This is a genomic window from Streptomyces sp. NPDC107575 (assembly GCF_055657265.1).
On the sequence record NZ_JBVKBG010000002.1, the window covers coordinates 36,725 to 51,033 of the forward strand.

General features: G+C 70.7%; 15 protein-coding genes. 6 read left to right on the top strand and 9 right to left on the bottom strand.

Features of this window, described 5'->3' with window-relative positions; all coding sequences use genetic code 11:
• The first annotated feature begins 68 nt into the window (after positions 1–68).
• Together recA and recX are read left to right on the top strand one after the other, a co-directional pair.
• A complete protein-coding gene (recA, locus tag ACZ7L4_RS06985) occupies positions 69–1,190 on the top strand; it encodes a recombinase RecA (protein ID WP_472100453.1) in 1,122 nt (373 codons plus the stop codon).
• Positions 1,191–1,196: 6 nt separating this feature from the next.
• Positions 1,197–1,976, top strand: a complete 780-nt coding sequence (gene recX / locus ACZ7L4_RS06990; protein ID WP_472100454.1) for a recombination regulator RecX — start codon at positions 1,197–1,199, stop codon at positions 1,974–1,976.
• A 109-nt stretch (positions 1,977–2,085) separates the two neighbouring features.
• On the opposite strand, the gene ACZ7L4_RS06995 is transcribed toward recX, so the two are convergent.
• The 8 genes from ACZ7L4_RS06995 to ACZ7L4_RS07030 form a co-directional block, all read right to left on the bottom strand.
• Positions 2,086–2,490, bottom strand: coding sequence for a rhodanese-like domain-containing protein (locus ACZ7L4_RS06995; RefSeq protein WP_472100455.1), 405 nt, complete (start codon positions 2,488–2,490; stop codon positions 2,086–2,088).
• Positions 2,487–3,062 (bottom strand): cupin domain-containing protein, encoded by a 576-nt coding sequence (locus tag ACZ7L4_RS07000; protein ID WP_472100456.1) that lies wholly within the window; start codon positions 3,060–3,062, stop codon positions 2,487–2,489. Before ACZ7L4_RS07000 ends, ACZ7L4_RS06995 begins: the two co-directional genes overlap by 4 nt.
• Positions 3,063–3,142: 80 nt before the next feature.
• Positions 3,143–3,232 (bottom strand): putative leader peptide, encoded by a 90-nt coding sequence (locus ACZ7L4_RS07005; protein ID WP_323187227.1) that lies wholly within the window; start codon positions 3,230–3,232, stop codon positions 3,143–3,145.
• Between the two features lie 60 nt (positions 3,233–3,292).
• On the bottom strand, positions 3,293–4,978 hold the full coding sequence (locus ACZ7L4_RS07010) for an FAD-dependent monooxygenase (RefSeq protein ID WP_472100457.1): 1,686 nt from the start codon (positions 4,976–4,978) through the stop codon (positions 3,293–3,295).
• Positions 4,979–5,190: 212 nt separating this feature from the next.
• Positions 5,191–6,189 (bottom strand): amino acid ABC transporter permease, encoded by a 999-nt coding sequence (locus tag ACZ7L4_RS07015; protein WP_472100458.1) that lies wholly within the window; start codon positions 6,187–6,189, stop codon positions 5,191–5,193.
• Entirely contained in the window at positions 6,186–6,833 is a 648-nt protein-coding gene (locus tag ACZ7L4_RS07020) for an amino acid ABC transporter permease (RefSeq protein ID WP_422473141.1), read from the bottom strand. Before ACZ7L4_RS07020 ends, ACZ7L4_RS07015 begins: the two co-directional genes overlap by 4 nt.
• Before the next feature lie 143 nt (positions 6,834–6,976).
• On the bottom strand, positions 6,977–7,897 hold the full coding sequence (locus tag ACZ7L4_RS07025) for a glutamate ABC transporter substrate-binding protein (RefSeq protein WP_472100460.1): 921 nt from the start codon (positions 7,895–7,897) through the stop codon (positions 6,977–6,979).
• Between the two features lie 93 nt (positions 7,898–7,990).
• Entirely contained in the window at positions 7,991–8,770 is a 780-nt protein-coding gene (locus tag ACZ7L4_RS07030) for an amino acid ABC transporter ATP-binding protein (protein WP_356378093.1), read from the bottom strand.
• A 247-nt stretch (positions 8,771–9,017) separates the two neighbouring features.
• On the opposite strand from ACZ7L4_RS07030, the gene ACZ7L4_RS07035 reads away from it, so the two are divergent.
• Positions 9,018–9,704 carry a response regulator transcription factor gene (locus tag ACZ7L4_RS07035; protein ID WP_472100462.1) on the top strand — a complete coding sequence of 229 codons (687 nt, stop codon included), beginning with the start codon at positions 9,018–9,020 and terminating at the stop codon, positions 9,702–9,704.
• 21 nt (positions 9,705–9,725) lie between these two features.
• Complete coding sequence (locus tag ACZ7L4_RS07040) at positions 9,726–11,240, top strand: sensor histidine kinase (RefSeq protein ID WP_472100464.1); 1,515 nt, start codon at positions 9,726–9,728, stop codon at positions 11,238–11,240.
• On the opposite strand, the gene ACZ7L4_RS07045 is transcribed toward ACZ7L4_RS07040, so the two are convergent.
• The gene (locus ACZ7L4_RS07045; protein ID WP_472100466.1) at positions 11,219–12,214 is read right to left on the bottom strand and encodes a TAXI family TRAP transporter solute-binding subunit; all 996 of its coding nucleotides are present in this window, start codon (positions 12,212–12,214) and stop codon (positions 11,219–11,221) included. The two genes, ACZ7L4_RS07040 and ACZ7L4_RS07045, sit on opposite strands and share 22 nt — an antisense overlap.
• A gap of 145 nt (positions 12,215–12,359) precedes the next feature.
• On the opposite strand from ACZ7L4_RS07045, the gene miaB reads away from it, so the two are divergent.
• Together miaB and ACZ7L4_RS07055 are read left to right on the top strand one after the other, a co-directional pair.
• The gene (gene miaB, locus ACZ7L4_RS07050) at positions 12,360–13,883 is read left to right on the top strand and encodes a tRNA (N6-isopentenyl adenosine(37)-C2)-methylthiotransferase MiaB (RefSeq protein WP_472100468.1); all 1,524 of its coding nucleotides are present in this window, start codon (positions 12,360–12,362) and stop codon (positions 13,881–13,883) included.
• 22 nt (positions 13,884–13,905) lie between these two features.
• Positions 13,906–14,301 (top strand): hypothetical protein, encoded by a 396-nt coding sequence (locus tag ACZ7L4_RS07055; RefSeq protein WP_472100469.1) that lies wholly within the window; start codon positions 13,906–13,908, stop codon positions 14,299–14,301.
• The last annotated feature ends 8 nt before the right edge of the window (positions 14,302–14,309 follow it).

Sequence of the window (14,309 nt, forward strand, 5' to 3'; positions counted from 1 at the left end):
GATTGTCAGTGGCAGGCGTTAGCGTCTTTGGCGTGAAGCGATCGACTCAAGCAAACCGGGTGGAACCCATGGCAGGAACCGACCGCGAGAAGGCGCTCGACGCCGCGCTCGCGCAGATTGAACGGCAATTCGGCAAGGGCGCAGTGATGCGCATGGGCGAGCGGCCGAATGAGCCCATCGAGGTCATCCCCACCGGGTCGACCGCGCTCGACGTCGCGCTCGGCGTCGGCGGCATTCCGCGTGGCCGTGTGGTGGAGGTGTACGGGCCGGAGTCCTCCGGTAAGACGACCCTGACCCTGCACGCCGTGGCCAACGCGCAGAAGGCCGGCGGACAGGTGGCCTTCGTGGACGCCGAGCACGCGCTCGACCCCGAGTACGCGAAGAAGCTCGGCGTCGACATCGACAACCTGATCCTGTCCCAGCCGGACAACGGCGAGCAGGCTCTCGAGATCGTCGACATGCTGGTCCGTTCCGGCGCCCTCGACCTGATCGTCATCGACTCCGTCGCCGCGCTCGTGCCGCGCGCGGAGATCGAGGGCGAGATGGGTGACTCGCACGTGGGTCTGCAGGCCCGCCTGATGAGCCAGGCGCTCCGGAAGATCACCAGTGCGCTCAACCAGTCCAAGACCACCGCGATCTTCATCAACCAGCTGCGCGAGAAGATCGGCGTCATGTTCGGCTCGCCCGAGACCACGACCGGTGGCCGCGCGCTGAAGTTCTACGCCTCGGTGCGTATCGACATCCGCCGTATCGAGACCCTGAAGGACGGCACGGACGCGGTCGGCAACCGCACCCGCTGCAAGGTCGTCAAGAACAAGGTCGCGCCGCCCTTCAAGCAGGCCGAGTTCGACATCCTCTACGGGCAGGGCATCTCCCGCGAGGGCGGCCTGATCGACATGGGCGTGGAGCACGGCTTCGTCCGCAAGGCCGGCGCCTGGTACACGTACGAGGGCGACCAGCTCGGTCAGGGCAAGGAGAACGCGCGCAACTTCCTGAAGGACAACCCCGACCTGGCCAACGAGATCGAGAAGAAGATCAAGGAGAAGCTGGGCGTCGGCGTCCGTCCGGAGGAGCCGGGCAGCGAGCCCAGCGCGGACGCGGCGGCCGAGGCCGCTCCTGCCGAGGACGCGGCCAAGACGGTGCCCGCGCCCAAGGCGGCCAAGTCCAAGGCCGCGGCGGCCAAGAGCTAGTCCGCCGTGACACGACGAACCGACTGGGCCGATGACGACGTGCGCTTCGCCGTTCCCGAGGGCCGGGGGAGCGGGGGCGGCGGGGCGTACGACGACGCGGCGTACGGCGAGGCCGGGGACGACGTCGAAGCGGGAAGCGGCGCGGCGGACGGGCCGCGCCGTGGTGGGCGCAAGCGGAGCGGGGCCGGACCGCGCGGGCGCCGGCGCCGGGGCGGATTCGGGGACCCACCCGGCGCCGAAGAGGACGACGGCCCCCCTGATTCGTCGAGGGCCGAGCGGGGGGCGCCGTCAGGAGACCCGGCTGAGCGGGCGCGGAACATCTGTCTGCGTCTGCTCACCGGGACTCCGCGCACGCGCAAGCAGTTGGCCGACGCGCTGCGCAAGCGCGAGATCCCCGATGACGTGGCGGACGAGGTACTCACCCGGTTCGAAGAGGTGGGGCTGATCAACGACAGCGCCTTCGCGGACGCGTGGGTGGAGTCGCGGCACCACGGCCGGGGGCTTGCCCGCCGGGCGCTCGCCCGTGAGCTGCGGACCAAGGGCGTGGACTCGACGGTGATCGACGAGGCGGTCGGCCAGCTCGACTCCGAGCGGGAGGAGGAGACCGCGCGCGAACTCGTTGCGCGCAAGCTCCGTTCCACGCGGGGCCTTGAGCGGGACAAGAGGCTGCGCCGCCTCGCGGGGATGCTCGCCCGCAAGGGCTATCCGGAGGGCATGGCGCTGCGAGTGGTGCGGCAGGCGCTGGAGGAAGAGGGGGAGGAAACCGAGGACTTGGGGTTCGAGTAGCGCCCCCGCGGGTGCCGGGTGCCGGGTGCCGGGTGCCGGGTGCTGCGTGGGTGCCGAGGGCGCCGCGCTCTCGCGCCCCCGGACCACTACGCAGCCGCAGCCCGACCCGCTACGCCTCCGTGACCGGCAGCCCTGCCGCGCGCCACGCCTGGAAGCCGCCGACCAGGTCCGTCGCGCGGTGCAGGCCCAGTTGGTGCAGGGAGGCGGCGGCGAGGCTCGACGCGTAGCCCTCGTTGCAGACGACCACGACGCGCAGGTCGTGACCGGTGGCCTCCGGAGCTCGGTGGCTGCCATGGGGGTCGAGGCGCCACTCCAGCTCGTTGCGCTCGACCACGAGTGCGCCGGGGATCAGGCCGTCGCGCTCCCGCAGCGCCGCGTACCGGATGTCGACCAGGAGCGCCTCGCCGCGGGACGCCGCGTCGAACGCGTCCCGCGCCTCGATCCGGTCGAGACCGGACCGCACCCGCTCCAGGTGGTCGTCGATGCCCACAGGACGTGGGCCGGGCGCGCTCACTGCCAGTCCTGCGGGCGCTCCACCGACTCCAGCCGCAGCACCGGGCCGGTGCGGCTGTAGCGCCGGATCCGGGGCAGCGGCGGGTAGTAGGCGTGGACCGAGACGGCGTGCTCGGTGAGGGACTCGTTCAGGACCTCGTGCACATGGTGCCGGCCGAAGGCGCGGCCCTCGCCCGCCGTCAACTTCCGTTCCCTGTCGACGTCTTCGGAGAGCTCCAGGGTCTTCCAGCCGTCGGTGGGGAGGCGGGCGGCGAGCGAGTTCTCCGTGAGGGCGCCGCCTGCGGTCAGGAAGGCGCCGACGGACTCGGCGTGGTCGTGCCAGCCCGTGCCGGTGCCCGGCGGCCAGCCGATGAGCCAGGCCTCACTGCCGTCGGGGCCTTCGAGCCGCACCCATGTGCGGCCCTCCGGATCGAGCGGCAGCGAGGCGATCAGGTCGCGGTCCTCGGCGACGCGGCGGACGAATGCGAGGAGGTCGGCCTGCGTGGGCGCGGCCGACGACGTACGGGAAGCACCCGTACGGGAGCGCGCAGCGGATTGCGCGGGAGCGGATGCGGATTGCGTGAAACTGGACACCAGTACCGTCCTGGGAGTTCGCGAAGAGCACGCGCCGCCGAAACGCCGGACGGCGGGCGCGTGGAAGGAAGGATGCGAATTCAGCAGGAGGGGTGACACACGCAGCCCGCGTAGCGGATGAGGTCCATATGGACCCTCCGCCACAGGCGTACATCGGTGTCGACCGTCACGCTCCGGAGTACACCATGGGGGCAGGGGACGGTCAACTCACCGACGGATCACCGAACGGTTCAGCGGCCGGCGCCGCTCTTCACCGGCCCCTTCTCCTCCGCGGGCCTGCCGACGGCCGTGCGCGCGGCCTCGTAGAGCTCCGCCGGGCGCACCCCGGTCAGTGCGGTGACCAGATGCCCGTCGGGCCGGATCAGCAGCACCGTGTGCGCGGGAGCCTGCGGGTAACGCTCCGCGACGAGCAGCTCGGCCTCGTGCGGGAGCGCCGCGACGGCAGCCGCGAGCCGTGGCATCAGCCCCGCCGACATCCAGTGCTTGCGCTCCCACACCCCGGTCCCGGGGGCGACGAGGACGACGAGCAGCGGCCCGCGGCCGAGCCGGTCCCGCAGGCGTACGAACGAGCCGTCGGGCGCGGTCACTTCGACGTCGGTGATCGGTGAGCCGGGCGCCGTCCCCACTTCCACCTGCGACTCGGAGCGCGCGGGCGCGAGCGGCGAGTCGGCGTACGCCCCGGGCGCGCCGAGCGGACCGTGCCCCAAGTGACCGTCCGTGAGCAGCGCGTCGTGCCCGCGCGCGGCACCGGGCACGTACGCCCGCAGCCCGCCGCCACCGCGCAGTATCGGCAGCGCCTGGTCCGCGGCGCGCAGCCGCCCGGCCACCACGGCCCGGCGCTCGGCCTGATAGCTGTCGAGCAGCGCGTCGGTGGCGGAGTGCGCCCCGTCGTGCCAGGCCAGAGCGAGCTTCCACGCGAGGTTGTCGGCGTCGCGCAGCCCCTCGTCCAGGCCCTGTGTGCCGAGGGCGCCCAGCAGATGCGCGGCGTCCCCGGCGAGGAAGACGCGGCCCACGCGCCAGCGCCGGGCGAGCCGGTGGTGGACCGTATGGACTCCGGTGTCGAGCAGTTCGTACGGCGGGGTGGAGCCTCCGCACCAGCCCGCGAGGGTCTCCCGGATGCGAGTGACCAGGGCATCCGGGGTGACCAGGTCGCTGCGGGGCGGCAGCAGCCAGTCCAGGCGCCAGACGCCGTCGGCCAGGGGGCGGCCGACGACCTCCGAGCCCGAGCGGCCCGAGGCCCGCCACGGAGGGCTCCGATGGAGCAACGCTTCACCGGGCCACGGAAGTTCCGCGCGCAGTGCGGCGACCGCGTGTCGTTCGACGGCGGTGCGGCCGGGGAAGCGGATGTCGAGGAGCTTGCGGACCGTGGAGCGCGGTCCGTCGCAACCCACGAGGTAACTGCCGCGCCACCATGTGCCCTTGGGGCCGCGGGTGTGTGCGGTCAGCCCCGTCTTCTCCTCCTCGATCGAGTCGAGGCGGCTGTCGACGGAGATCTTGATGAGCCGCTCGGCGGCGACGGCCCTGCGCAGGGCGTCGGTCAGATCGTGCTGGGCGATGTGCAGCGGGGCGGGCAGCGATTCGCCTGGCGGCACCGGCCCACCGGGTGACCCCGGTCCACCGGATGCGCCCCGCTCACTCTCCGCGTTCTGCTCACCGAAGGTGAGCACACCCATCACCTGCTTGCGGCGCATGGAGCGCCAGCCCGCCCAGCGGGCACCGATCCCCTCGAACGACGTACCCGCGAGCCGCTCGACCAGCGCCGCGGTGTCCTCGCGCAGCACCACCGTGCGCGCGGGCCGCTGTTCGTCCTTGCCGGGGCCCTCGTCCAGGAGCACGGAGGGCACGTTGTGCCGGGCGAGGGCGAGGGACAGCGCGAGCCCGACCGGACCCGCGCCGACGACGATCACCGGGTCCACGGCGTGGCCCCTCCCGCCCCGAGAGGCCCGCCGGGAAGTGTCCCGTGCCAGGGCACGGGCGGCGTACTGGACGTACAAGGACGGGCAGTTGGAGCGGGGTGCGCGTTCACAGAGCGTATGCAACCCATTGCCGGTGCTTGCGTCAAGTGACGGCGGCAGTGGCGATCATGCCACTGCCGCCGTACGGCTCGGGCCCCGCGCCCGGGGTCGGGTCAACTCCTGGGCGAACCGGGTCCTTCGGATCGGTCATCGGCCTGGGTCGGCTCGGCGGCCGCCTCCGCGGCCGCGGACCCGTGGCCGGCCCCGCCAGGCAGGTCGGCGGCGTCCATCAGACCGCCCTCGCCGACGGGTTCGGCGGCCGCGGCCACCTTGATGCCGGTCTTGGCGCGGCGGCCCCTGCGCTCGATCCAGTTGGCGAGCCCGGACAGGGCCAGACACATCAGGACGTAGATCGTGCCGGTCACGATGAGTACCGGAACGTACGGGTACTCGCCGTCGACCAGCGTGTTGTTGGCCAGCTTGCGGGCCGCGTACAGGAGCTCCGCGTACGTGATGATGTAGCCGAGCGAGGTGTCCTTGAGGGTGACCACGAGCTGGCTGATGATCGTCGGCAGCATCGAGCGGATGGCCTGCGGCAGCAGCAGCATGGTCATCACTTGATACTTGCGCAGGCCCAGCGCGTACGCCGCCTCGACCTGGCCGCGCGGCACGGCCTGGAAGCCGGCCCGCAGCACCTCCGCCTGGACCGAGCTGTTGTAGACCGTCAGGCCGATCACCAGCGCCCAGAAGGCGTTGTTCTCGCCGATGACGCCCAGGTCGCTCTTGTAGGTGAGGAAGAGAACCCACAGGGCGTAAATGGTGATCAGCAGCGGGATGGCGCGGAACAGCTCGATGAAGCCGGTGGCGAACCAGCGGATCGGCCGGTGGTCCGAGTACCTGGCCACCGCCAGGACGACGCCGAACACCAGCGAGAGCGCGCCCGCGGCGGCGAAGACCTTCAGGGTCGTCAGAATGCCGTCACGGATCGCCGCGCGGACATTGGCGTAGTTGAAGATGTCCCACTTGGCGGTGGCGAACTGGTCCTTGGACGCGAGCTGCGCGACCACGAAGACGATGAGGCCGACGACCGCGAGCGTACCGACGACGGTGTAGATCCGGTTGCGCGTGCGGGCCTTGGGGCCCGGGGCGTCGTAGAGAACGCTGGCACTCATCGGGCGACCTCCAGGGTCCTCTCGAGCACCCGGAACAAGATGCTGATGGCGAAGGTGATGACCAGGTAGCCGAGCGCCACCCACAGGAAGACCCAGGCGATCGGGTAGCCCTGGTCGCTCAACAGCTTCTGCCAGCCGAACAGTTCGGTGACGCTGAAGGCGCCCGCGATGGCCGAGTTCTTGGTCAGCGCGATGAAGATGGAGCTCAGCGGCGGCAGCACGGTGCGCACCGCCTGCGGCAGGATGACCAGGCCGAGCGTCTGGAAGAACGACATGCCGATCGAGCGCGCCGCCTCGGCCTGCCCGAGCGGCACGGTGCTGATGCCGGAGCGCACCGCCTCGCACACGAACGACGAGGTGTAGCAGCTCAGCACGATCAGGGCCTTGACCCAGGGGCTGAAGCCGAAGTCGAGGACCTGGGGCACCGCGAACCAGATGACGAGGAACAGCAGCGTCAGCGGGGTGTTGCGGAACAGCGTGACCCAGGCGGTGCCGAAGTACCGCAGGGGCGGTACGGGCGAGACCCGGAAGCCGGCGAGGATCGTGCCCAGCAGCATCGCGAGGAGGCCACTGGCCAGGGTCAGGCCTATGGTGCCGAGGAATCCCTCGCGGAATTCCGAAAGGTGGTCGAGCAGTACATTCACGGGGAGTTCCTCGTGGGGCGGCAGCGGTCGGGCAGGGGGAGCCGCGCCCTGTACGCCGAAGCGGCGTACAGGGGCACGGTCAACTCACTGCCTGCGAGAGACAGGCGGCTGGACGCTCAGGAGTGCCGAACGCTCAGCAGCGCTCAGTAGCGCTCCAGGGCCGGCGGCTCGGTGAACTCGGCACCGGAGAGGCCGAGCGTCGCGTCGTAGGCCTTCTTGTAGTCGCCGTTCTTCTCGTGCGCCTCGAGGGCGTCGGAGACCGCGTCACGCAGGGCCTTGTCGTCCTTGCCCATGCCGACGCCGTACGGCTCCTCGGTGAAGGGCTTGCCGACGACCTTGAGCTTCTTCGGGTTCTGCGCGGCGTAGCCCTTCAGGATCGCGTCGTCGGTGGTGACGGCGTCGACCTCGTTGTTGAGCAGCTGCTGCACGCACTCGGAGTACTTCGCCAGCTCGACGGTCTCGGCGCCGTACTTGGGCTTCTTGATCTCCTGAAGCGGGGTCGAGCCCTTGATGGAGCAGACCTTCTTGCCCTTCAGGGAGGTCGGGCCCGTGATGCCCTTCTCGTCGCTGCGGATGAGGAGGTCGGCGCCGGCCTGCATGTACGGGCCCGCGAAGCCGACCTGCTTCTTGCGCTCGTCGTTGATCGTGTACGTGCCCACGTAGAGGTCGACATCGCCCTTGGAGATCGTGGTCTCGCGGACGCCGGAGTCGATCGTCTTGAAGGTGATCTGGCTGGGCTTGAATCCGAGGTCGGCCGCGACCATCTTGGCGATCTCGATGTCGAAGCCGGAGCGCTTGCCGCTGGAGTCCTGGAAGCCCAGGTACGGCTGGTCGTCCTTGGAGCCGATGACGATCTTGCCGGCCTTCTGGGCCTTCTTCAGGGTGGCGGAGTCGATCTTCACATCGCTCTTCACCGCGTACGTGGGCAGCTTCGGCTGGTTCTTGCCACCCGAGGCCCCGGCGGGCTTGTCACCGGCGTTGCCGGACTCGCCGCCACAGGCGGTGGCGGTCAGCGCGAGCGCGGCGACGGCGGCGGCCGCGGCGGCGGACTTACGGAGCTTCATGGTGAACATCCTTCGTGTCGGCAGATTCGGCAGTAGGAATAAGGCAACACGCGCGCGTGGGCGGCCCGTTGACCGCCCGCGCGGGGCGCGCGTCTAGTGGTGCAGGATCTTCGACAGGAAGTCCTTGGCCCGATCGCTGCGCGGATTGCTGAAGAACTGGTCGGGGACGGCCTCCTCGACGATCCGGCCGTCCGCCATGAAGACGACGCGGTTGGCCGCGGAGCGGGCGAAGCCCATCTCGTGCGTGACCACCACCATCGTCATGCCGTCCCGGGCGAGCTGCTGCATCACTTCCAGGACCTCGTTGATCATCTCCGGGTCGAGCGCCGACGTCGGCTCGTCGAAGAGCATCACCTTCGGGTCCATCGCCAACGCGCGTGCGATGGCGACGCGTTGCTGCTGGCCGCCGGAGAGCTGCGCGGGGTACTTGTCGGCCTGCGCGGCGACACCGACGCGGTCGAGGAGCGCACGCGCCTTTTCCTCGGCCGCCTTCTTGTCCGCCTTGCGGACCTTGACCTGCCCCAGCGTCACGTTCTCCAGCACCGTCTTGTGCGCGAAGAGGTTGAACGACTGGAAGACCATTCCCACGTCGGCGCGCAGGCGGGCCAGTTCCTTGCCCTCCTGGGGCAGCGGCTTGCCGTCGATCGTGATGTCGCCGGAATCGACGGTCTCCAGGCGGTTGATCGTGCGGCACAGCGTCGACTTGCCGGAGCCCGACGGGCCGATGACGACGACGACCTCGCCTCGCGCGATGGTCAGGTCGATGTCCTGGAGCACGTGCAGCGCGCCGAAGTGCTTGTTGACTCGGCTCAGTGCGACCAGTGCGTCGCCCGCAGGGGGAGTGGCGTCCTTGGTCACCGAAACTTCGGTCATCGGGGTCTTGCTCCGTCCTCCTCGGTTGGGAGGACAGTAGTAACCCCGTACGACCAGCGTCATTACATCTGAGGGGAAATTGAGCATAACGATCCGGCCGCAACCGGACACTATGCGTGAAGGGGGCGCGGGCCGCTCATACCGGCTGCATAACGGAACACGGCCGTAACCGGAAGGCTCTTGACGTCGTCCTTGCTTTTCGGAGTGGATGCCTTGGTGAACCGCGCGGGAGAGGTGAGGGGGCGCAATGAGACTGCTTCTCGTCGAGGACGACGACCACGTGGCCGGTGCCCTTTCGGCGGTCCTGTCCCGGCACGGCTTCGAGGTGCGGCATGCCCGCAGCGGTGAGGAGGCCCTGCAGGCGCTGGTGCCGGAGGCGGACGCCTTCGGTGTCGTCCTGCTCGACCTGGGCCTGCCCGACCTGGACGGCTACGAGGTGTGCGGCAGGATCCGCAAGCGCACCACGACGCCGGTGATCATGGTGACCGCGCGTGCGGACGTGCGTTCGCGCATCCATGGGCTCAATCTCGGTGCGGACGACTACGTGGTGAAGCCGTACGACATAGGGGAGCTGCTCGCCCGCATCCACGCGGTGAGCCGTCGCACGGTGCAGGAGGAGCCCGCCGTCGCCGTCGACCACGAGGTGCAGTTCGGGGACGTCAGCATCGATCTGCCCACCCGTAAGGTCGCGGTCGCGGGAGAGGCGGTGCAGCTCACCCGCAAGGAGTTCGACCTGCTGGCCCTGCTCGCGCAGCGCCCGGGTGTCGTCTTCCGCAGGGAGCAGATCATCAGTGAGGTGTGGCGGACCAGTTGGGAGGGCACGGGGCGCACCCTGGAGGTGCATGTCGCCTCGCTGCGCTCCAAGTTGCGCATGCCGACCCTCATCGAGACCGTGCGGGGAGTCGGTTACCGGCTCGTCGCCCCGGCCGCGTAACAGAAGCCGTAGAGTCCTGGCGTGCGCGCCCGCCTGCTTCCGCTGCTCATCGTCCTCATGGCGGGAGTGCTGCTCGCGCTCGGCTTCCCGCTGGCCGTGAGCGTGGCCTCCGCACAGCAGCAGAAGGTGGTCGTCGACCGCATCGACGACACCGCGCGGTTCGCCTCCCTCGCGCAGTTCGTGACCACGCGCCCGGACAAGGCCGGCAAGGGCGAGAAGCTGGTCAGCGACGAGCGGCAGCAGACGCTGCGCACCGAACTCGCCCGCTATCACGACGTGTACGGCATAAAGGCGGGCGTCTTCTACCGGGACCGCGAGCCCATGGGGCGCGCGCCCGCCGACTTCCAGGTGCCGCCCGCCGTGAGCGGTGGCGCCGTGCGGGCCGCGTTCGACGAGGCGCTGTACTCGCGCGGCAGCCACGATCCGCCGCAGGTGTGGCCATGGCAGCGGGGCCGGCTCGTGGTCGCGTCGCCCGTCATCCGGGACGGGGACGTCGTCGCGGTCGTCGTCACCGAGTCGCCGACCGGCGCGATGCGCAGCAAGACACTGCGCGGCTGGCTGGTCATCGGCGCCGGTGAGGTGGCCGCGATGCTGCTCGCCGTGGGCGCCGCGCTGCGGCTGACGGGCTGGGTGCTGCGGCCGGTACGGGTCCTGGACGCGACGACCCACGACATCGCCACGGGGCGCCTGAAGTCACGCGTCGCGGCCGCCGGTGGCCCGCCGGAACTCCGGCGGCTGTCCCAGGCGTTCAATGAGATGGCGGACAACGTCGAGGACGTGCTCGAGCAGCAGCGCGCCTTCGTCGCCGACGCCTCGCACCAGCTGCGCAACCCGCTCGCCGCGCTGATGCTGCGCATCGACGTACTGGCACTCGAACTCCCGGAGGGGAACGAGGAGATCGGGTCGGTGAAGGCCGAGGGCAAGCGCCTCGGCCGGGTGCTCGACGACCTGCTCGACCTGGCCCTGGCCGAGCACGCCGCCGCCGACCTCCAGCTCACCGACATCGGGGAGCTGGCCGCCGAGCGGGTGGAGGCATGGCGCCCGCTGGCGGACGAGAAGGGCGTACGGATGGTGGCGGACTGCCCCGCCGTGACGGGCTGGGCGGATCCGGTCGCACTGTCCAGCGCCCTGGACGCGGTGGTCGACAACGCCCTGAAGTTCACGCCCGAGGGCGAGCGGGTGACCGTCACGGCCAGGGCCACCGGAGACGCGACGGTGATCGAGGTCGCCGACGGGGGTCCTGGCCTGGGCGAGGAGGAACTCGCCCGGATCGGCGACCGGTTCTGGCGCAGCGGGCAGCACCAGAACATCAAGGGCTCCGGCCTCGGCCTGTCCATCTCGCGGGCCCTGCTGGCGGCGGGCGGCGGCTCCCTCGGGTACGCGCGGCGGGAACCGCACGGCCTGGAGGTGACGCTACGGGTGCCCAGGACGGCGCCTGTGCCCGCCCAGGGGGCCGCGGAGCAGGTTCGCGAGGCGAGGGGCGCGGAGAACGGTTCGGGCCGGGAGACGGCCGCTCAGGGCTTGACCGAGCGGTAGTAGCGGCGTGCGCCCTCGTGGAGGGTGAGCGGGTCCGTGTAGACGGCCGTTCTGAGGTCGACGAGCTGGGCCGCGTGCACCTCCGCCCCGATGTGGTCGCGGCTGTCGATGACGGTACGGGTGACCGCCTCGGTCAGCTCCGCGTCCACCCGGTCGGTCGTCACCAGCAGGTTCGCCACGGCCAACGTGCTGACGGGCTCGCCCCGTTGGGCCGCCGGATAGGCGTCCGCGGGCATCACGGCGGCCCGGTAGTAGCGCGAGTAGCCGCCCATGGCGTGCAACTTGTCGACCAGCGAGCCGAGTTCGACGAGCCGGATCGGGGCGTCCTCGGACAGCTTCCGTACGTGGTTGGTGGGCAGGCCGCCCGACCAGAAGAACGCGTCGATCTCGCCGGACTCCAGGGCGCGCGGCATGGCGTCTATGCCGATGCCCACCTCGGTGACGTCCTCGCGGACGTCGAGCCCCGCCGCCTTCAGGATCCGCTCGGCGATCAGCCGCACCCCGGAACTGCGACCGCCGACCGCGACCTTCATGTCGCGCAGGTCGGAGACCTTGCGCACGGGGGAGGACTGCTTCACGACGAGCTGCATGTAGTCGTCGTAGAGGCGGGCGCAGCCGCGCAGGCGCTCCGCGCCGGGCCGGCGCTCGGACTGGTACTTGGCGACCGCGTCCGCCGCGGCGATGGTGAAGTCGGCCTCGCCGGTGGCCACGCGCTCCACGTTCTCCCAGGAGCCCTGGCTGCCCTTGAGCGTGACCCCCAGGTCGGGCAGGTCGCGGTCCACGGCGCGCTCGAGGAGCTTTCCGTACCGCTCGTAGACGCCCGTGCGCGCGCCGGTGCTGAAGGTCACCTGGCCCCGGGGCGACTGCTCGCCGATCGGAAGCAGCCACCACAACAGCAGGCCGAACACCACGAGTCCGGCCGTGGCGCCCAGGAGGGCGCTGCGGCGGGTGACGCGGAGGGTCGGCTGCGGCATGGCGTGATCCTGCCAGTAGGGGGCGCGCGGTGACCAGGTTCGGAACGTCCCCTTGTGGTCACGTTCGGTGACGTGCGCGCCACGGCGTCCGCAGGACGAGGAAGGCGCCACAGAAGCACTCCGGGAACCCCATACCCTTGTTGTTATGAGCAGCAGCGACCCGCGTCCGGCCGTGGACGACCGTTCACCGAAGACATACGAAGTACGCACCTACGGGTGTCAGATGAACGTCCACGACTCCGAGCGCTTGTCGGGTCTCCTGGAGGGCGCCGGTTATGTGCGCGCCCCCGAGGGCTCCGACGGCGACGCCGACGTCGTGGTCTTCAACACGTGCGCGGTGCGGGAGAACGCTGACAACAAGCTCTACGGCAACCTCGGCCACCTCGCCCCCAAGAAGGCGGAGCGTCCGGGGATGCAGATCGCGGTGGGCGGCTGCCTCGCCCAGAAGGACCGCGACACCATCGTGAAGAAGGCGCCCTGGGTGGACGTCGTCTTCGGTACGCACAACATCGGCAAGCTGCCCGTCCTCCTGGAGCGCGCCCGCGTCCAGGAGGAGGCCCAGGTCGAGATCGCCGAGTCCCTGGAGGCCTTCCCCTCCACGCTGCCCACCCGCCGCGAGAGCGCGTACGCGGCCTGGGTGTCGATCTCGGTCGGCTGCAACAACACCTGCACCTTCTGCATCGTCCCGGCGCTGCGCGGCAAGGAGAAGGACCGCAGGACGGGCGACATCCTCGCGGAGATCGAGGCCCTGGTCGGCGAGGGCGTCTCCGAGATCACCCTCCTCGGCCAGAACGTGAACGCCTACGGGAGCGACATCGGCGACCGTGAGGCCTTCAGCAAGCTGCTGCGCGCCTGCGGCGGCATCGAGGGTCTGGAGCGCGTGCGCTTCACGTCCCCGCACCCGCGCGACTTCACGGACGATGTGATCGCCGCCATGGCCGAGACGCCGAACGTGATGCCGCAGCTGCACATGCCGCTGCAGTCCGGTTCGGACACGGTCCTGAAGGCGATGCGCCGCTCGTACCGCCAGGAGCGGTTCCTCAACATCATCAAGAAGGTCCGTGAGGCCATGCCGCACGCGGCCATCACGACCGACATCATCGTGGGCTTCCCCGGCGAGACCGAGGAGGACTTCGAGCAGACGATGCACGTCGTCCGCGAGGCCCGCTTCGCGCAGGCCTTCACCTTCCAGTACTCCAAGCGCCCCGGAACGCCGGCCGCCACCATGGAGGGCCAGATCCCCAAGGAGGTCGTGCAGGCGCGCTACGAGCGCCTCGTCGCCCTCCAGGAGGAGATCTCCTGGGAGGAGAACAAGAAGCAGATCGGCCGCACCGTGGACCTCATGGTCGCCGAGGGCGAGGGCCGCAAGAACGGCGCCACCCACCGCCTCTCCGGCCGCGCCCCCGACAACCGCCTCGTGCACTTCACCAAGCCCGAGGCCGAGGTGCGCCCCGGTGACGTCGTGACCGTCGAGATCACCTACGCGGCCCCGCACCACCTGCTCGCCGAGGGCGAGGTCCTGAACGTGCGCCGCACGCGCGCGGGCGACGCGTGGGAGAAGCGCAACCAGGAGGAGCAGGACAAGAAGCAGGGCGTGCTGCTCGGCCTCCCGCAGATCGGCGTCCCCGAGCCGCTGCCCGCGGTGACCGGGGGCTGCGCGGTCGACTGACGCGCCACGACGGGGGGATCGGATGACGCGCTGGGTGATCACGCTGGAGTACGGCGCGGGTGAGGGGCACGGCTTCAGCCCGCTCACCCGCTTCGAGTCGAGCCGCGACGAGGCCAGGGCCACCCTGTACCGATACGCGTGCGAGCACCGGCACAGGCCGGGCCTGCGCCAGCGCGGCCGCGAGGTGTTCCGCGAGCACGACGACGCGTACTACGTCCGGGTCACCGGCGCGATGTCCACGCACGACGTGCGGTACCGCCTCGCCGAGCTGGTCTGGAGCACGGACGACGGCCAGGCTCCGGGCCCGCCCCGGCCCCCGTCCCAGCTGCGGCGGGACGTCTGGGCTCCGCCGCCGGGCGACACCGCGGCGGAGCCGTCCGACGCCACCCCCGACTACTGGCGGCCGCCCGACGAGTAGGCTGCCGA